Here is an 18,300-nt window from a genome sequence, read left to right as displayed (position 1 = left end):
ACGTATGGGCCACGCTGGGGGAGTAATTGGAAAAATGGCACTTAAATACTCACTCGTTACCCGATGTGGCCCAATCAATGAGCAGCAGATGCTGTTTTTCCACTTATTTCGCAGCATTCCGCAGAAAGCGTAAAATTAAGATACGTTTATCCATTTGTTCCCGGAAAGGCTAATATCGCTTAATCAAATCCGCCTTCTTCGCGCTGAATTCACCTTCCGCAAGCCGGTCAATCCTGCAAATAACCGATAATCTCCATTTTGCCGCCTATTCTGGACTGAAGTTCTCTAATCCTACGTTCCTCTGCCGCAAAAATCACTGCTGTCGCCGGCCCCCCGGATGCCAGTAGCTTATCTGCTATTCCAGGCACCTGCCGGAAGCCGCTGCCATTCAGCTCCGCGAGCAGCTCCGCTTCATACCCTGCTCCCTTAGAGCCGACCGGGTGAATGTCATGGACCTCCGGCGCAGCTGCCAGAAGCTGAAGCTGCCGGATGGTACACTGGCTTGCTTCCTGCTCCAGAACAGCGCTTCCGACCAGCGGTTCGCCCAGCATCACGATACAGTCTCCGCCCTGTGAACAGCCCAGCTTCAACTGCGTCTCATCCGCCTCCCCGATCACAGTGATTCCGATACCGGTCTGACAGGTCACGAAATTATCCTCAGTGCTGCCGTTCACGTGGGCGGCAGTCAGTCCGGCTTCCTCAAGCAGCTTGTGGATGCCTGTTATAATCTCATTCCCTGTAGGCTCCTTCTCTACCGCCAGGGTATCGATGACAGTTAAGATCTCAGCCCCCACAGACAGTACCTCCATTACTGCAACTCTGGCAGCATAATAGCCTGCAACAGCAGGGGGAGTCTGCACCGCATCCATCGGCTTATTCCCGATGCTGGCGCTGGAGTCGCAGCCGATGACCAGCAAGCGGCCCCCCTCTCTTCGCACAATAGTCAGATCACGGATTCGCTGAACTTGCGGTTTCATATGCTTGATCCTCCTGTATCTTTTTCGTTCCCGTTCCTAAGTCCTATCCGGTATTCGCTCGGCGGCATGCCGGTAGCTTTGCGGAATTGCTTGGAGAAATACAAGGCGTCATTGAAGCCGACGGAAGAGGCCACTTGTTCAATCGTCAGCATGCTGCCCAGCAGCTCTCTGGCCTTGTCCATTCTGATTTTAAGCAGGAACTGCTTGGGAGACAGGCCGGTCCGCTGCTTGAATGCCTTGGATAAATGCACCCGGTGATAGCCAAGCGAGGACGCGAGGTGATCGATGCTGATTTGCTGATGGTATTGCAGCGAGATCCAGCGGATCGCCTGGTCGATCTGCCGGTCGATCATCTCCGGCATCCCGGACGGATTCGGCGGCAAGGCGCTTAGATTATCCCGTCCGAACTGATGCAGCAGCAGCCGTGCCCAGCCTGACGCCTCCAGACTCTCCAGCCGCGGATACGCGGATTGCTTGAATGCCTGCCGGATACGTTCATATAAGCTATGCAGCTCAGGGACGTTGCCGGAAGACAGAAAGGGCTGCTCCCTGGTAATGCCCACGGCTCTAAGCAGATCCAGAACACCAATCCCCTGCAGGGCTACCCACGCATAATGCCACGGAATATCCGGGTCAGCCTTATAGCTGAATAAGGACCCGGGCATAATCACGAAGGTATCTCCCGCCTTGCACTCGGCCGCGAATGTCCCGCACTCGAACAGGCCTCCGCCCTCCAGAACGGTATGTATTAAGTAGAAATCATGTACAGACGGTCCGATGGTATGTCCGGGAAGCGGTCTCCCCTCGCCGCTGAACAGCACTGACAAATCCTGCTCCTCCGGTATCAGGTTAATGGCCAGAGTGAACTCGTAATGATCCGGATTCATGCAACATTCCTCCATATCTATCTTGTCTTTCTCCATAGGCGGGGCTTCGGTTCTATTCTATAGTGATTATAGATGAATCAAGCGAAAAAAGCTTCTGAAACCTAATATCCCACAACCAACAGGAGGTTAGACTCTTATGTCTAAAGTTACATTTATCGGTGCCGGAAGTACAGTATTCGCCAAAAACGTCCTTGGAGATATCATGGCTACGCCCGCTCTGCAGGGCTTCGAGCTTGCCCTATATGATATCGATCTCCAGCGTCTGAATGACTCTGCCAGCATGCTCCAGAATCTGAAGAAAAGCAGCGGCAGCACTTGTACAGTCAATACGTATACCGACCGCAAGGAAGCACTGCGCGGTGCCAAATATGTAGTCAATGCCATTCAGGTGGGCGGGTACGATCCTTGTACGATTACGGATTTTGAGATTCCCAAGAAATATGGCCTGCGCCAGACCATTGCGGACACGGTAGGCATTGGCGGCATCTTCCGCAATCTGCGTACCATTCCGGTTATGCTGGATTTTGCAGCGGATATCCGTGAGGTGTGCCCGGATGCGCTGTTCCTGAACTATACGAACCCGATGGCCGTTCTGACGAATGTCATGAACACCTATGGCGGCGTGAATACTATTGGACTCTGTCATAGCGTGCAGCAGTGTATCCCTGGATTATTCGACCACCTCGGCATTGACAAGACAGGGGTTCAAGCCAGAATCGCCGGCATCAACCACATGGCCTGGCTGCTTGAAGTCACCAAAGACGGCGAGGATCTGTACCCGGAGATCAAACGGCGTGCGGCCGAGAAGCAGCTTGAGCCTCACTACGACATGGTCCGCTATGAGATGATGCTGAAATTCGGCTATTACATTACCGAGTCCTCCGAGCATAACGCCGAGTACCATCCATACTTCATCAAGAGTAACTACCCGGAGCTAATCGAACGCTTCCAGATTCCGCTGGACGAATATCCCCGCCGCTGCGTGGAACAGATTAAGGAATGGGAGCAGATGCGCGGAGATCTGGTGAATAACCAGGATCTGACGCATGAGCGTTCCCATGAGTATGCCTCCTACATCCTTGAAGCCATGGAGACGGATGTGCCGTTCAAGATCGGCGGCAATGTGATGAACACGGGGCTGATCACCAATCTGCCGCGTGAAGCCTGCGTCGAGGTGCCTTGTCTGGTGGACAGAAGCGGCGTAACACCAACCTTCGTAGGTGATCTGCCACCGCAGTGTGCAGCGCTGAACCGGACCAACATCAACACCCAGCTCCTGACCATCGAAGCCGCTATGACTCGCAAAAAGGACCATATCTACCACGCCGCTATGCTGGACCCGCATACCGCCGCAGAGCTGTCGATGGACGACATTGTCAGCATGTGCGATGATCTGATCACGGCCCATGGAGACTGGCTGCCGAAGTATCAATAAATTCCAGGCTATATTTTAGGCATACCTCCATAACAAAAGCAGCGATCCTCCGTTAAAGGAGAATCGCTGCTTTATATTTTTGAGCCGAGCCCGATTGCTGAATCGTCTCTACTTCACATAAATTCGGATTTGATCCGGTGCTATTCTCGCAAGAACGCGGTAGCCTTCAGCAGAAGCGGTTCCAGATCTTCATGCCTTGAGTGGATTCATTCCCATTCGCTAAATGCCAAGAACCGAAAAATACAGTTTCTCCCTTACAACCAATGATATGAGAATTCACGTGTTCTTCAAGAACGACTGTACTACTACCCTCTGCATGTGAGCAAGCCCCGGAAGCGGTCTGATTGCATCCTTCATCTCCCATAAGTCATTCCTCCTAATATTGTGGTTTATGTGGTCCTACCCTACACAATATTGCGGACTTGATGGAATGGACACGGCATGTCTCCCGGGTACAAAACACTATTTGTCTTGGATTCCTGGAACGCCTCTTGTTCAACTGAGCGTAAGCCATCTCCGGTTATGGTGCTCTTGCACCTCAACCGGGGTATCGAAGAAGTCGCTGAGCACCTCAGACTTCAGACACTCCGTCGTCTCGTCCGCTTTGTAGATTTCCCCATTCTTAACCAGCAGGGTATGGGTGAAGCAGGGAGTAATCTCCTCGATATGATGGGTCACATAGAGTAAGGTCGGCCCCCCCTCCTGCTTGGTGATCTTCTCGATCATCCTCAGCAGCTGCTCCCGCGCAAAAATATCCAGTCCCGTACAAGGCTCGTCCAGGATGAGCAGCTCAGGGTTTGCAATAAGCGCCCGTGCGATAAGAATTTTTTGGCGTTGTCCCTGTGACAAGGTATCATAAGTGCGTGTGGCCAGGGCCGAGCAATCCAGGAATTCCAGCAGTTCCTCTGCCTGCTTCACGTCCTCTTCTTCTGTCTTATCGTATAGACCAATCGTGGCGAACTTGCCGCTCAGAATAATGTTCAGCGCCGTCTGATGGCCGTACAGCTTCTGCTGCAAAGAGGTGCTAACCCAGCCGATCCGCTTGCGCAGCTCCCTTAGGTCCACATCGCCGAAGCGGTGGCCCAGTACCTCTACTTGACCTTGGGTTGGCCAGATGTAGCCGTTCACGACGTTCAGCATGGTCGTCTTGCCTGAACCGTTCAGACCGACGATGCACCAGTGCTGTCCCTCATGTACCTGCCAATTCATATCATGGAGAATCATTGTCTGCTCACGCCGCCAGGATACCTTTTCAAGCGATATAATCATGTTCTTGGTGTTCCCCCTTGCCTCGTAGTAGTCTTTAATGAAATATTATAGCAGCTCAACATATCCTGTGCTTCCATCCACGCGAATGCGTTGCCCTTCTTGAATCCTTAAGGTCGCATTCTCCACGCCGACCACGGCAGGCAGGCCATACTCCCGGGCGATCACTGCCCCATGTGTCATCAGCCCGCCGACCTCGGTGACCAGCCCTTTGATGGAGACGAACAGCGGCGTCCAGCTGGGGTCTGTAAATGAGGTGACCAGGATATCCCCTTCCTCCAGTTCTGCCTCCTCCATATTAAGGATCACTCTAGCCCGTCCTTCGATTACTCCTGTAGAGACAGGTAGACCTGCCAGGGCACCGGGCGGAAGATCCTCCCGTCTGTACCGGCCGGACAGAATTTCACCCTCTGAGGTGATGACACGGGGCGGCGTAAGCTTTTCGGCTAATTTGAATTCGTCCTTGCGTCTCTTAATCAGCTCGTCATCGAATACACCAGTGCGAACGGCCTCGTATAGCTCCTCGAATTGCAGGTAGAAGATATCTTCCTTGCCATGGATGCTCCCTGCCTGCGCGAGCCGCTCCGCTTCCTGCATCATCGCCTGTTTGTATACTAGGTAACGGCTGACCATCCCGTACTTCGGATATTCCCTGTACCCGATGTAATGCCGGACCAGCTCAATCCGTTGTCTGGTTTCCCGCATCTTGTCCTCACTATCCGGCAACAGCCGCAAGCGTTCCATGATGTCCCGTTCCTTCTCCCGTGCTTCCTTAAGCCCCTGCTGGAACTTCTGTCTGCCGGCCCCCGGCGCGAACTGCCGGATATTGCTGAGAAGCATAGGAATCAGAATGACCGGGTTCTCACTCCAGCGGGTTCTGGTAATATCGATCTCCCCGGTGCAGCGCATCCCGTATTTGCCGAGATACTCTGTCAGCGCTGCATAGGCAGCTTGCCCGCCTTCTATCGCAAGGAGTCCGGCCAGGAAATCCCCGTCTTGTACGTGCTGCTGCAAATAATCGGTCACCTGCTGAAAAGGGCGGATGACATCGGCCACATCAAGCAACGCAAGGCCCATGGCTGAGGTAATATTATTGTCCACCGATTGCGATAAGGTATCTGCTGCGTTGATTTCGCCGAGCCATTCCTTCAAGTGCTCATTCAGCCAGGCCGAAGCATCCATAGCAGCCATGAACACTGCTGTACTGCGCGGATCGAACAACAGCCGCTTGAGTTCCTTAATATCCCCACGGATAAAATCAAACAGTTCCGCGCCGGATTTTCCCTGAATGGCCTGCTTCAATTCGTCAACCGAGGCTTCGTTATTCTTAATCAACTCTGTAACGGTCGCCGGATCAGACTTGAGCGGTGCCTGCTCATGGGGATCGGGTATGTCTGGTTTGCTTTTACCGGGACTGGCGGAGGGTTGAAGCTCTGGAGATACGGGTATGAAATCTTCGCGTTCAAGGATCGTCAGCAGCGCGTCTTTGACTAAAGGATCGGACTTCCCAAGGGTATCAACAATCGTCTGTCTGGCAGGTGAGGCCAAATAAGCGGTGACATCAACGAACAGCCTGGAACCGGCTACCCGCATAGGGGCAGGAGTAACCATCAGATGAAAAGACAGGCCCAGCGGCTTCATCGCGTCCGTCATCATTTGCCCATGGCCGACAGAGACATATGCACGGTTCTCCTGATCCCCGGATTCCGGAATGGGATATAACGTAGTGACCGGCCGGCTCTGGACGATATAGAAGATATCATCGGCCAGGCACCATTCGATATCCTGCGGGCCCCCGAAGCTTGCTTCAATGCCCCTTCCGATCCGGGCAAGCTGCACAATCTGTGATTCCGTGAGCGTCTCAGCCCCTTGCTGCGCAGCATCAAGCTGCCGGAGTTCCGTGCCGCCTTCCGGTAAAGTGTAGACCGCCAGCTTTTTGGAGGCAATCCGCTTCTCCACGATGTTCTCATCCCGCACCTTGTAGACATCCGCAGATACGATGCCCGAGACGAGCGCTTCACCCAGACCATACCCTGCGTCGATCGATAGCAGCTTGCGGTTATTTGTAACAGGATCTGCAGTGAACATAATGCCTGAGGCCTGCGGGAAGACCATCTTCTGTACAATGACAGATAAATAGACTTGTCTGTGATCATAGTCTTGCTGCATGCGGTAGATTACCGCACGGTCTGTGAAGAGCGACGCCCAGCATTTGCGGATGTGTTCCAGAATGGCGTCCAGGCCTATTACATTTAAATACGTATCCTGTTGACCGGCAAAAGACGCATGCGGCAGATCCTCTGCCGTTGCACTGGATCGCACCGCATACGCCGTACCGTTCCCAAACTGCGCGAGCTGCTGTGTAACGGCTGCCACAACCCCGGGCGGAATCTCGGATTCTTCAATCGTCTCGCGGATCGCTCTGCTGATGTCCAGGAGTTGCGCCGGGTCTTGGCCTTTGGCTTGCATCACCGTTAACCGTTCCAGCAAAGCATGATACGCTTCATTATGCCGGATAGCTTCCTGATAACCCTCTGTCGTCACACAGAACCCCTCTGGCACATGGATGCCTTCCATTCGGGACAGCTTGCCCAGGTTCAGCCCCTTCCCGCCAACCAGCAGCAGTGGTACATTGTCCATGTCCTTAAGCCTTAGAACCAGTGATTGCATCCCTATCTCCCCTAACATGTGAAGTAGAATCTGTAAACCGTTAATAAATCGAGCGGAAAAATAAATTGACATCCGTGTAGCGGCGTGTTAAGATAAAAATATAAGATGTCTTATTTTTGTTCTAAAATAGTTAAAAATAGTCGCAGTTGATTATATCATCGTGTATGTATATATGCAATATGAAAGAACCCGGACATTTGCCCGGGTTCTTTTTTTGAATCTATTTCTCCCTGAAACGGTACCGTACTTTAGAAGGACGGCAATGCCTTTTCCACTTGCTAGATAGCTAGTGGTGAAACCCGCCTTGCCCAGCCTAGTTATTTCGCCCATAGTAGAGCTTAAGGTTCGTTACATCTACCAGATACAAGGTGTCAATGCCCTTCGGACTGCGGTCTACGGCCAGCCGTTCAACCGGGATACCCGGTGCAAGCGAGCTCTCCGCCCAGCCCCCGCCGGTATTCACTGCCATGAACGCCCGGTCAGTTCCGCTGCTTTTGACATAATAGATTCTGGCTGCTGTTCCGGTCCAGGTCACATCGATCGCCGCGTTGGTAGGAGCAGCGTTATAGACGGTCTGCAAGTTCCAGCCTCCTGCACCGTAAGTCGCCTGCTTCACAGCAAAGCTTGTGCTGCTCTCCTCACGGTAACGGTAAGCGATCACCGGACGATCCGTTGAATCAAGCGTCATCTTGGCGCTCTGTACGCCCGGACCGCCGGGGTCGCTGCCACTCTGCACATAGGCTTCGCTTGGAGCCATAGGCTGCACAATATCTGCCGTAGTCAGGGAGACTGGCGCTGTAACCGGAGTTCCGTCCGCTTTGCTGAATATGCCCGTGGACGGGCTGTACTTCAGATAGGACAATTGATGGCGCAGCGGGCTGGCGGCGAAGTACGCCCACTCGAACAAGATATGCAGATCGCCATTCGCGTCAAAGACCAGGTCATCCGGATAGACAGACCGGTTCAGATGCGCCGCAATGGTCTTGACCTGAGTCCATACGGAGTCGGCATTGTTCCAGCGCAGCAGAACAGCCTCTCTTTTGCCAGCCAGGTCTTTATCGACACGCACCAGCAAATACAGATCGCCATTCGGAGCAGTCGTCACTACCGGATAGGTTACCGTCATACCTGCAGGCAGATCGGCCGAGTGGCTCTGCGGAATTCCGCCCACGGTATCTGAGCGGTAATAGCGCCAGGCATTGCTGTGCATGGAAGCAAAAACGTGGAACCGCCCGCTCCCGTCCCTCGCCATAGAAGGCTGGTTATGCCCGAGATCGTCCAGATATTCTGCAGGGGTTGTCCCGTCCATGAGCGGAAGCTTGCTCCATAGTCCGTCGTTGTCTCTTCTTGCAATAGCTACCGTATGCTTGCCGGGGATCGAACCCGGACCATTATAGGCCATATAAGCATACTCATAGCCCAGCCCATAAGTGGCAAGAGGAGACCACCAGCCGGCCTGATTGCTGGAATCCACCGGAAAAGGTACCTCCTCCAGCACAGCCGCCGCGCTCCCCGTCCCCGCAGGCACTACGGTAAGCAGCAGCGTCATTACTAGAGCAAGCATCCAATGTTTGATCCGCTTTGGCTTTCGGTCCTTTTGTAACTTTCTGATCTGCTTCAACTATTTACGCCTCCTTCATCTCATCGCTTTCCGTACATAAATAGATAGATACTGAAATAGATAGATACCTGGCAGCAATGTGAACGTATCAACAAATACAAACCTGTCCAGGTGTAAACGCATACATATATCTCCGGCCCCGCCTCCTCTTTCAGCAACTATTCAGGTATTAGTTTGCTTGGTACTGCTGGTTATCACTGTGTGCTACTGTGCGCTTAGATGCTGCTGTTGCTGGCCCAAGAATAGCATGCTGATTAAAGGATTGTTACTGTACTATTGCAAGATAGCTGTAACTGGGGGCTTTTATCGTAATAGCTGCATTAAGCTGTATGAATTCCAACGCCCAGCTACTATTGACGGCGTCCAGTGTAGGAGGGGTATTAATGCTCCTTATTTGCTCACGTGCATCGTATCCGCTAGATTCGGGTGCATTAATGCACCCTATTTGCCCGTTTTGCTGACATTCGCTGAAATGAAGTGCACTAGTGCACTTCATTTCAGCATAACACCCACTTTATGGCGGATTCAGGGGCACTTCTGCTCTTCATTTGCTTGTTTGGCCTGCATCCGCTTAACTCAGGGGCACTAGTGCTCCTCACGGCTCTCCTTCGGCCGCCCTCGGCTACTCACCTAGCCCATTCTATTCGGTTTTTCGCTTACATCCGGACTACAGGACCTCGCACCTGCCCAGTGTATTCGCTTTTTGACACACATCACTCCTTAGGCCTGCGACTGGTGAAATCTGGTGTACTCCTGCTCCTTCTGACGCTCCTCACGGCGCTCCTTCTGGCTCTCATCCTAAAGCTCCTCCATCCACACTCAGCCCAAGCTACTAAATGTATCTCTTAAAGCACAAAAAGCCCGGTTTCCCGGGCTTTTCTAGAAAATTTCACACGTTCACGCAATCACATCACCACACGCATCATTCGCTCTTCAGCCAACCGCTCACTTCCGTACCGTTACTATCAACTTCGCGGATCTGGACTCACCTGCCGCGTTGCGCAGGACGGCTTCGTATTCATAGGTTCCGGGTGTTTTGCCGGAGATTGTAGATACTACGGACTGGGCATCCGGGGTATGCGCCTGTAGAGTCTGGGTATCAACCAATACGCCATTCTCATACAGCTGGTATTCCACCGCATTCGTTCCCCACCACAGATTCATCGTAACCGCATAGCTGCCGTCCCCATCCCAGTTATCACCCGATAATACCGCTTGCCCAGGGGAAGCATCGGTGACTGTCACCGTCAAGGGTGCGCTGGTCACCGATCCGTGCGGGTTGCTCAGCTCCAGCGTATAGACATAAGTCCCATTCTGCCTGCCGGAAATATCGATCTGTACAGACTGGGCAGACGGTGACTGGTCTGTAAGTGCGCCTTCTTCAATCTTTTCTCCATTCTCAAAGAGCTTGAAGCGTGTGCCATTATTGCCCCACCAGAGATTCATCGTAACCGTATAATCGCCGTCCCGCAGCCCCGTATCATGCCCGTTATTATCCGACAATACAGGCATACCTGGAGCGCTGTCCGCAAGCGGAATACTCTGGCTGATCCATGCGGCCCATCTGGTGAGCACATTCCCTTGTTCCACTGTAAAAGCCGCAGCGGCCCCAGAGCTGACTTCCTGGCTGTATGCTGCAAGCAGCGAGCGGGCCTTCGACCCTTCACGCGCCCCTGCCGCTTGCTCCGACTGCATAAGCTTACCAATTAGTTGCTCTGCAAGCGCTGCCGCACCCGGGTCAGCCGATTCACCCGCGAAGGTACGGGTCAATTCAGCCAGACTCGCAAACGTAGCGTAAACACTGTAACTGAAGTCTACATTAGTCTCACGGCCTGCAAAATCACTAACATTGGCCGTCACCCTATGCAGACCGGGTTCAAGTGTATACGCAGGTGTATTCAGTAACTCGCCGCTTGGTTCCGCTACTCCAGACACCGAATCGGAAGCCGTATAGCTAATCCCGACCTGCTGATCAATCGTATACTGTGTCTCTCCCTGAATGACAACCGCCGGAGGCGATAGGTCAACAGCCACCGCCAGTGTCTGCCCCGCCTCCTTATTACCGGCTTTATCCACACTCCAATAGGTCAGGGTATGCTTGCCCTCCTCACTTATCGTCAGCTTGCTGCCGGTCTGAAGCTATCCGCCGTTCACCTTGAAATACGTCTGGTCAACCCCGGACTGCTCATCGCTCGCGGTGAACGTCACTTCTGCCGCCGATGTGTACCAGCCGTTCTGCTCCGCTCCCTTCACTGCCGCAGCCGTATGCGGCGGGGTCTGGTCCGTTTGCCCTCCTTGAAGAGTAACTAAGGCGGACAACGGAATGTTCAGCTCCTTCACAAGCCCTGCTACCAGCTCAGATACCTTAATCGCACCGTTCATCTGCAGATGGGTATTGTCCTCCGTGGTTCCCGTCCACATGAAGATGGACTTGGTGCCCTCTGTACCCAGCTCCTGAAAATACTCCCAGCTGGCCTGATTCAAATCCACCAGCAGCGTCCCCGTCTCCTGCGCCGTTTCCTTCATCGCCTGTACGTAGGCCGGGAAGCTTTTGTTCAGCACCTCACCGCTGAAATCCCTCCGGTTCACTGGTGTAACTACTACTGGAATCGCACCTCTCTGCACAGCACCGTTAATATATTCTTTCAGATACACCTTGAACTGCTCCGGGGTAAGATAACGTTCCGGCCGGGACGGCGTCGAATCATTATGCGACCACTGCATGAACAGATAATCCCCTTCATGAATGCCTAGCAGAATATCGTTTAGATATCCGCCGTTCAGAAAGGTTTTGCTGCTTAGTCCGCCGACTGCCCGGTTATCAATGACAATCTTGTCGGTGTCAAAATAACGGCCCAGCGTCTCGCCCCACCCCGCCTGCGGACGGTAGTTCTCCGCATAATTGGCCACGGTGGAATCGCTCGCCAAATATAGAGTCGGCTTATCGGCCGCCCCCTGCTCCGGCAGGCGCTCAATCTTCAGCGCGTTGATCTTCGGCGTACTGCCGGAGAAGCTGAAGTTAAATGCGCCATCGATCAGGGCGACATCATACGTCACTTCCTTGAATTGGCCTGCCGGGATAGTGGCGACCGGCATCTTGTTCATTTGCTCCACTGTAACAGCAGTCTGGGTCACTTCTTGCGTATCCCCAATGGTCATCGTCACCCGGTAATTCGCCGGCTTCATCTCCACCAGAAACGAAGTGCCGTTCACACGGGTAAAGTCCTCGGTTAGCGGATTGCCGGTTCCCCGGTTCTCGTCCTGGACCAGCGCGGTGTCGGCAAAACCATAGGCGTTCCCTTCAATATAAGCCCGTTTGGCATCTACCTTCGTGTAGCCGTCTGCTACGCTGCCGGAGCCAAAATCAAAGGCGTATGTGCTAATATCACCCACAGCCTTGCTGGTCAATGAATCGCGCGCGACCGTCAGCAAATTCACCGCATGATTGATCTGCGCCTGCGAGGCTGTTGTTCCGATCAGCGCCTCGGCAGCGCTCAAGGCTCTATGCACCACAGCTACAGAGGCTTCCGTGTAGGATGCCAGGTCGATAGCTTTAACTTCCTTGTGCAGCGCAATCAACGCCGCCATATCGCCTGCTGCCGCCGGCAGCTTCGTGCCTTCAATTTTTACGTTGTCGATCTGGGTGGTCCAATTCAGCGTGCCTCCTCCTCCTTTTCGCGTACCCAGGAACCGCAAGCCCCTAACGTTATTCGCATACACGCCAGGACTCAGCGGAATATCACGGATCGTCTGGGTGACACTTGGATTAGCGAGACTTGTCAAGGTGAGATCAAGGGTTTTTCCGGCAAAATCAATCTTCAGCTTGACATTCACCCACTGATTCTTGGGAATATTCGTAGCTGTCCCGCCCCCTGGAATGGCAGTGGTGCCGTTACCATAGTCAGGTGTATACGGACCAGTAAAATAATGAATGTTCGTATTCGGACTTGCCGCTCCGGTCTTGGTGAGCAGGGTGAAAATCAGATTCTCATTCGCATCCTGCAGAGTCAGATGCCCCTCCGATGGGACAGCGCCCACATTGCCGGAATGCCAGTTGAAATCGACATTCACAATGTCGCCGTTCACCGCATCGAATAAGCGGAATACCTTGGCGCGGTTGCCGGAGCCGGAACCCGTAACAGACAATACCTTGTTCCCGTTCTCCCCAGTAACCGTCCCCGCCATAGTTCCGGCAGTGCCTGTAGCATTCACCATCGAGTATTGGGCAGCAGCCGGATCGCCCTCGAAATTCTCCTCATACCGCTGTACCTCCGGCTCTGGCTCCGGCTCGGTAATACCGGGATCAATCACGAACGGGGATATGCTAAGGCCCATGTCCTTCACTGCGCCAGCCACCAGACCGGCAATGACCTGTGCCCCATAGGTGCTGAAATGGGTATTATCGCTGACCCCGTTCGGATACTTCGGATATTCCCCGGGATTAGCATAGAGGAACAGCTTCTCCGTAGCGGCCAGGCCGATCCGGTTGTAATCTGCAATGCTGAGCTGGCTCAGATCAATTAGCGGGACGTTCAGTGCAGCCGCTGTTTCTTGAGCCGCCTTCACATATTCCGGAAAGCTTACGTTGAATTCCTGAGTGATCGTATTGAAGTCCCTGCGTCCTACCGGCGTTAACAGAACCGGAGTGGCCCCGCGCTGCTTGGCTCCGTTCACATAGCGGGTCAAGTACGCTGCATAATCTGCCGGAGAGGCATAACGGTCAGGGATGCCTATACTTGCATCGTTATGGCCGAAGGAGATGAAGAAATAATCGCCCGGTCTGATCTTCTGCAGAATACTATCCAGACGGCCATCCACCATGAACGACTTGCTGCTTCTGCCGCCGATGGCATCATTCTGGATCGTTACTCCGCTGCTGAAGTAGTTACCGAATTGCTGGCCCCAGCCTTCCTGCGGAGCCTGTATCCCGCTGTAGGACTGCATCGTCGAATCCCCGGCCATATAGATGGTTGTTCCGGTTCCCTGCGTCTTCTCGTGGTACTTCTCGATCTTAATCTCCTGCACATCAGCTGCCTTACCGGAGAAAATAAACTCTAACTGCCCGTCAACCACTGCAATGTCATAGGAATAGAGCAGTGGTGTTCCGGCAGGGATTTGGGTTAGCGCCAGCTTTTGCACAAATTCAGATTTGACCCCTACGCTCGAGTCTCTGTCTCCGCTGCCCAGCTTGAGCGTCACCTTGTAATTGGCATTCGGCAGGTCCACCGCAAACTTGGTATTCTCCGGCAGGGAAGCATGGCCCGCTCCCAAGGTGATTCCGCTTATGCTCTCGAAACCATACCCCGTTCCCTCCGTGTATGGCGTAGTCTGCACAGAAGTTGTTCCGGCTGGAGGCTCCGTACCGAACCCGAAGTGGTATTGCTGCTCCAGCGGTTGTGGCGCGCCGGTCAGTGTTAGATTGGCTTTGGGAAAAGCGGTGGCCTCCGTCCCGAGATAGAAGCCGGTGTGCGGCGGCTGGTTGTACGCCACATTCTGCCAGGCAATCCCCAGCCGGTACACCGGATCTTGCATGAGCGTAGGGATTCTGTAGGTTGTAGGAATTGTTGTGGTATAGAGTCTGTACTCCGTGCTGTCTTCACTGCGCAGCAGCAGCTCTTCACGCCAATCGCCCAGCAGGTCCGCCTGAAGGGCCGGGTTGCCTTTGGTATGATTATTGGTTAGCGCACCTGCTGCCCGAAAAATCTCCTTCAGCTGCTTATTCCGGTAATCCCACTTGTAAATCAGCGGAATGCCTTGCGCGGTAGTGTTATTCCAGTCGTGGTCGAACAGCTCCCGCTGAAGATCCCCATCCCACCAGATGGCGAAATTCGCGCTTCGCGGTACTTCATTCTGTTCATAGATCACCTGACCGTCAGCTGCGTAGCCTCGGGATAACGGGTCCATCTGCCCGTTCACGATGTTGGACGCCCAAGACTCATAGCCGGGATGCTCCGGATCGATATCCGCCGACATGCCCCGTCCGGTATCTTTTCCGGTGAATTGGCCCCAGAGGATCTCGCCTGTTGCGGCATCGCGCATCTCCAGCCCGTATGCAGCATCCTTATGCTCATGCACACTTACGACCTGATACCCCTCCCGGTTCGGATCGAGCTTCCCGGCATGCATCGCATCTCCATGACCAAGACCGGTGCTATACAGCAGTGTGCCGTCATCATCTATCGCCAGCGCACCATACATGATCTCATCTCTTCCGTCACCGTCTGCATCCAGCACACTCAGGTTATGATTGCCTTGTGCTTCATATTGTGCGCCAGCTTCGTTCGTGTCGAAGTTCCAACGCTTCACCAATGCGCCATTCGTGTAGTCGTAGGCGGTAAGCGTTGTTCTTGTATAATAGCCCCGGGCCATCACAACGCTTGGCTTCACGCCGTCCAAGTAAGCAATCCCGGCGAGGAACCGGTCGACGCGGTTACCATATCCGTCTCCCCACGCGCTTACATTGCCTCTTGGCGGATCATAGTCCACGGTGGATACAGCAGCACCCGTCTGGCCGTCGAACAGCGTCAGATATTCCGGCCCGCTGAGGATATAGCCTCCGTCGTTGCGGTAATCCTTGGTGCCGTCACCGATGACTGTACCCTGACCGTCTTTGGTGCCGTCCGCTGTTTTGACCACCACCTCGGCTTTGCCATTGCCGTCCAGGTCATACACCATCAGCTGCGAATAGTGCGCCCCGGCCCGGATGTTCACGCCAAGGTCAATGCGCCAGAGCTTGGTGCCGTCCATTTTGACCGCATCGATGTAGACGTTCCCTGTATAGCCAGCTTGTGAATTATCCTTCGAATTGCTGGGACTCCACAAGAAAACGATCTCGTATTCCCCGTCCCCGTCCAGATCCCCAACAGAGGCATCTCCGGCGTAATAGGAATACGTCCCCCCGTCTTTGGTCCGGCCACCCTCAGGCTTATCGAGCGGAATCGGCAGATAGGAGCTATGCCACACCGCCGCCCGCTCGGGTTGCATCTCCTCCTTCCCGGCAACAATCGTTGAAATCTGATATTGCGAGCTGTCCGCCCCCGTAGTATCCACATAGTTGGTAGAGTCTACGATCGGTGCCGGGTTCACCTTCATCCCGTTCTTATAGACATTGTAAGCGATTTCATCTGAATCCGTATTCAAGCACCTCCAGCTCACAAAGACGCCGCCATCCGTCAGAACTGCCACCAAGCCATGGTCCAGATATTCTGCCTGCCGGGCAGGAAGATTTCCGGTAGAAGCTGCATGTGCCGGTGCGGGCGGGAGAGCAAGCGGTAAGACCAGCAGACAGGATAATAAGAATGTGAGCAATGATTTCTGAACAGACCTCTTTTTTCTACCCATGGGCTTAACTCCTCCTATTATTCTAAAATCAATTTAGAAATCAGGGGAAACTTGTGCAGATGCTCTCCTAGTTGTCTTCCAGCTTGAGCTTGAGCGCCCCCGCCTCCTTTCCTGGTATCATTCATATGGAGCGTAACAAATAATAGGGATCCGTTCTGCTCAAAAAAAAGCACTTTCAGCCTAGAATCGACTTTTATAACGGGTAAGCTGGGTTCCAATATGTGGTATTATGGTGGATATGTTTGGTTAGGAGAGTGTTTATGGCAAAGGCACACGGAGTTTCAAATGAACGAATGGAACAAGAATATGTACATATTCTTTTCGGCATGTCGGATGCAGGTTCCTTAAAAGTAACGCTCAGTGCTATTGGTATACGTGAGACTAACCACGTACTGGCTTTTAATGAATTATTCTCAATTGGGCCTTTATCAGGATTGGACACAGTACCCGGAATGCAGAACAGGCATCTATGGATGATGGAACATGATGAGGAGTACAGCATTATCCAGCATCACAACCAAGAGAATCGGCTTGTCCATATGGTTCAGACCGTGAAGAGGTTCCCGCACCACAAGATCATCGTCATTTGGGTGGCAGATAATGCGCATGACCAGACTGGGCTGCGTTTCGTATTGCATGTATTGCGGGAGCGTATACAGCCAGTGCATATGGTTAATGTGACTGAGCTATATCATTCAGCCGCAATTCATGGCACAGAGGGTTTCGTACCCTTTTATAGAGGTGCAATCGATCGGGAGAGTTACTTGTTTATCGTGAAAAAATTCAGTCAAGGCCTCCCTCTTGAATCTGATCAGAGAAGGAGCTACGAATTGGATTGGCTCAGGCTGGCGGAGGAAAATCAAATGCTGCGTCTGTGGAAAGATGCCGCCATTATTAGCTGTGATGAAAACGCGCTGGATGAGTTAATTCTGAGGTCCGTTATTGAACTGGAAGTGGAGCAAGAGCGCAATCAGGTCAGGAAGGGGTTTGTAAGTGCAGCGAGTGTCTTCATCCGCGTGTTCGAAATCTCGCAGCAGTTCTTGGGCACTTCATTTATACTCCATAGAATGCGGGTATTGGTTAACCGGGGCGTCTTGGTGTCCCACGGAGATTCAGGGGATTTGAATCAATTCTTGCTGAAGCGGGCACAAATTTATTAAGTTACAAGATTTAATTTAGTACGCTTAATCGCACTCTGTACAACTAAATCGTCTAATTTACCGCCTATTATCCGCTTAACTGCATTTCATACAATTAAATTTGCTTCTATACCTGTTTCTACACCATTCGGGCAGATTTAGTTGTACAGACTACAGTTAGAAGAGAAAATCTTTCCTTTTCACCGTTTTTAATTGTACAGAATACACTTATCAATTCATCAGGTCATTCAAATGGGCAAAAAATAGCGCAGCGGCCCTCCTTACGAGAGAGCCGCTGCGCTATTTGATTACTTCATATACAACTCCACCAGCTTATAACAACGCTCCTTCGTCACTGAAGCCAAGGTCGCCGCGTACTCCAGCCCCTCCATCGTTCCGCCCTTATATTTGGCAGCCGCTTCTTCTGCTGTCTTATCGCGTTCCTTGATCCAGCTTAGCTGCTCCTCTTTCAGTTTCGCCATTTCGGCTTCGGGAAGCTGCTCCTTGAGCGTCTGGTAGATTTCATTCAACGCCTTGTCCCAGCGTTCATGCTCCTTGGAGGCGGCCGCCTTCATATCAGTCATGACGCCGCTGTCCGACAGAGACTTCAGATCACTAAGTCCTTCTTCAATCTTATCCAGCTTGTCAAAATAAGTCTGCCGCAAGGGTTCCCCTGCCGACGCACTGGCCTTCGGCGTGGCTTCCGGTGCGGCCGTCTGCGCTGGTGCCTGTGCCGTAGCTTCCGGTGCAGGCTCTGCGGTAGCTTCAGTTGCGGGTTCAGGCGTAACCTCCGGGCTTACCGTCGCTGCCTGTCCGGTCTCTGGAGTAGCCGCCGTACTGCCATTCGCCGCCTCGTTATTGCCGCAGCCAGCCATTAGCAGACTGGAGATGAGCATGGTTGTTAGAATTGCTCTCCGCATAAGTCCTCATCCTGTCATTGGTTTATAGTCGAGACTCTCTTGCA

10 protein-coding genes and 2 pseudogenes are annotated in these 18,300 nt (G+C 53.0%); 2 read left to right on the top strand and 10 right to left on the bottom strand.

Annotated elements, in window-relative coordinates; genetic code table 11:
• Nucleotides 1–227: 227 nt before the first annotated feature.
• Together NYE24_RS03480 and NYE24_RS03475 are read right to left on the bottom strand one after the other, a co-directional pair.
• Entirely contained in the window at nucleotides 228–977 is a 750-nt protein-coding gene (locus NYE24_RS03480) for an AIR synthase related protein (protein ID WP_342478046.1), read from the bottom strand.
• Nucleotides 974–1,864, bottom strand: coding sequence for an AraC family transcriptional regulator (locus NYE24_RS03475; RefSeq protein WP_036690657.1), 891 nt, complete (start codon nucleotides 1,862–1,864; stop codon nucleotides 974–976). The genes NYE24_RS03480 and NYE24_RS03475 overlap by 4 nt, the downstream gene beginning before the upstream one ends.
• Nucleotides 1,865–2,000: 136 nt before the next feature.
• Here NYE24_RS03475 and NYE24_RS03470 point away from each other — a divergent pair, with 136 nt between their 5' ends.
• Complete coding sequence (locus NYE24_RS03470) at nucleotides 2,001–3,299, top strand: alpha-glucosidase/alpha-galactosidase (RefSeq protein ID WP_342478045.1); 1,299 nt, start codon at nucleotides 2,001–2,003, stop codon at nucleotides 3,297–3,299.
• Between the two features lie 166 nt (nucleotides 3,300–3,465).
• On the opposite strand, the gene NYE24_RS03465 is transcribed toward NYE24_RS03470, so the two are convergent.
• The 7 genes and pseudogenes from NYE24_RS03465 to NYE24_RS03435 form a co-directional block, all read right to left on the bottom strand.
• Nucleotides 3,466–3,663 (bottom strand): hypothetical protein, encoded by a 198-nt coding sequence (locus tag NYE24_RS03465; protein WP_341025259.1) that lies wholly within the window; start codon nucleotides 3,661–3,663, stop codon nucleotides 3,466–3,468.
• A gap of 131 nt (nucleotides 3,664–3,794) precedes the next feature.
• Nucleotides 3,795–4,568, bottom strand: a complete 774-nt coding sequence (locus NYE24_RS03460) for an ABC transporter ATP-binding protein (protein ID WP_341025257.1) — start codon at nucleotides 4,566–4,568, stop codon at nucleotides 3,795–3,797.
• A 45-nt stretch (nucleotides 4,569–4,613) separates the two neighbouring features.
• Nucleotides 4,614–7,235 carry a phosphoenolpyruvate synthase gene (ppsA, locus tag NYE24_RS03455; protein ID WP_342478044.1) on the bottom strand — a complete coding sequence of 874 codons (2,622 nt, stop codon included), beginning with the start codon at nucleotides 7,233–7,235 and terminating at the stop codon, nucleotides 4,614–4,616.
• 313 nt (nucleotides 7,236–7,548) lie between these two features.
• Nucleotides 7,549–8,856: a BNR-4 repeat-containing protein gene (locus tag NYE24_RS03450; RefSeq protein WP_342478043.1), complete on the bottom strand. Its 1,308-nt coding sequence runs from the start codon at nucleotides 8,854–8,856 to the stop codon at nucleotides 7,549–7,551.
• A 945-nt stretch (nucleotides 8,857–9,801) separates the two neighbouring features.
• Nucleotides 9,802–10,932, bottom strand: a complete 1,131-nt coding sequence (locus tag NYE24_RS03445) for a chitinase N-terminal domain-containing protein (protein ID WP_342478042.1) — start codon at nucleotides 10,930–10,932, stop codon at nucleotides 9,802–9,804.
• A gap of 63 nt (nucleotides 10,933–10,995) precedes the next feature.
• Nucleotides 10,996–13,812: pseudogene (locus NYE24_RS03440) on the bottom strand (GDSL-type esterase/lipase family protein); the annotation flags it as partial.
• A gap of 486 nt (nucleotides 13,813–14,298) precedes the next feature.
• Nucleotides 14,299–16,197: pseudogene (locus NYE24_RS03435) on the bottom strand (rhamnogalacturonan lyase); the annotation flags it as partial.
• A 260-nt stretch (nucleotides 16,198–16,457) separates the two neighbouring features.
• Between NYE24_RS03435 and NYE24_RS03430 the strand changes: the two are divergent.
• On the top strand, nucleotides 16,458–17,357 hold the full coding sequence (locus NYE24_RS03430; RefSeq protein WP_342478041.1) for a DUF1835 domain-containing protein: 900 nt from the start codon (nucleotides 16,458–16,460) through the stop codon (nucleotides 17,355–17,357).
• A 287-nt stretch (nucleotides 17,358–17,644) separates the two neighbouring features.
• Here NYE24_RS03430 and NYE24_RS03425 read toward each other — a convergent pair whose 3' ends face one another.
• Nucleotides 17,645–18,256, bottom strand: a complete 612-nt coding sequence (locus NYE24_RS03425) for a lysozyme inhibitor LprI family protein (RefSeq protein WP_342478040.1) — start codon at nucleotides 18,254–18,256, stop codon at nucleotides 17,645–17,647.
• Nucleotides 18,257–18,300: the final 44 nt, after the last annotated feature.

Origin of the sequence: Paenibacillus sp. FSL H7-0350, assembly GCF_038593195.1 — a bacterium.
Lineage (GTDB): Bacteria > Bacillota > Bacilli > Paenibacillales > Paenibacillaceae > Paenibacillus_AQ.
This window is presented reverse-complemented; position numbering and strand designations above follow the sequence as displayed.

Excerpts from the sequence above, each read along its gene's own strand:
- NYE24_RS03425 (WP_342478040.1), bottom strand. The coding sequence starts at position 18,256 with ATGCGGAGAGCAATTCTAACAACCATGCTCATCTCCAGTCTGCTAATG.
- NYE24_RS03475 (WP_036690657.1), bottom strand. The coding sequence starts at position 1,864 with ATGAATCCGGATCATTACGAGTTCACTCTGGCCATTAACCTGATACCG.
- NYE24_RS03460 (WP_341025257.1), bottom strand. The coding sequence starts at position 4,568 with ATGATTATATCGCTTGAAAAGGTATCCTGGCGGCGTGAGCAGACAATG.
- NYE24_RS03480 (WP_342478046.1), bottom strand. The coding sequence starts at position 977 with ATGAAACCGCAAGTTCAGCGAATCCGTGATCTGACTATTGTGCGAAGA.
- NYE24_RS03430 (WP_342478041.1), top strand. The coding sequence starts at position 16,458 with ATGGCAAAGGCACACGGAGTTTCAAATGAACGAATGGAACAAGAATAT.
- ppsA (WP_342478044.1), bottom strand. The coding sequence starts at position 7,235 with ATGCAATCACTGGTTCTAAGGCTTAAGGACATGGACAATGTACCACTG.
- NYE24_RS03470 (WP_342478045.1), top strand. The coding sequence starts at position 2,001 with ATGTCTAAAGTTACATTTATCGGTGCCGGAAGTACAGTATTCGCCAAA.
- NYE24_RS03465 (WP_341025259.1), bottom strand. The coding sequence starts at position 3,663 with ATGGGAGATGAAGGATGCAATCAGACCGCTTCCGGGGCTTGCTCACAT.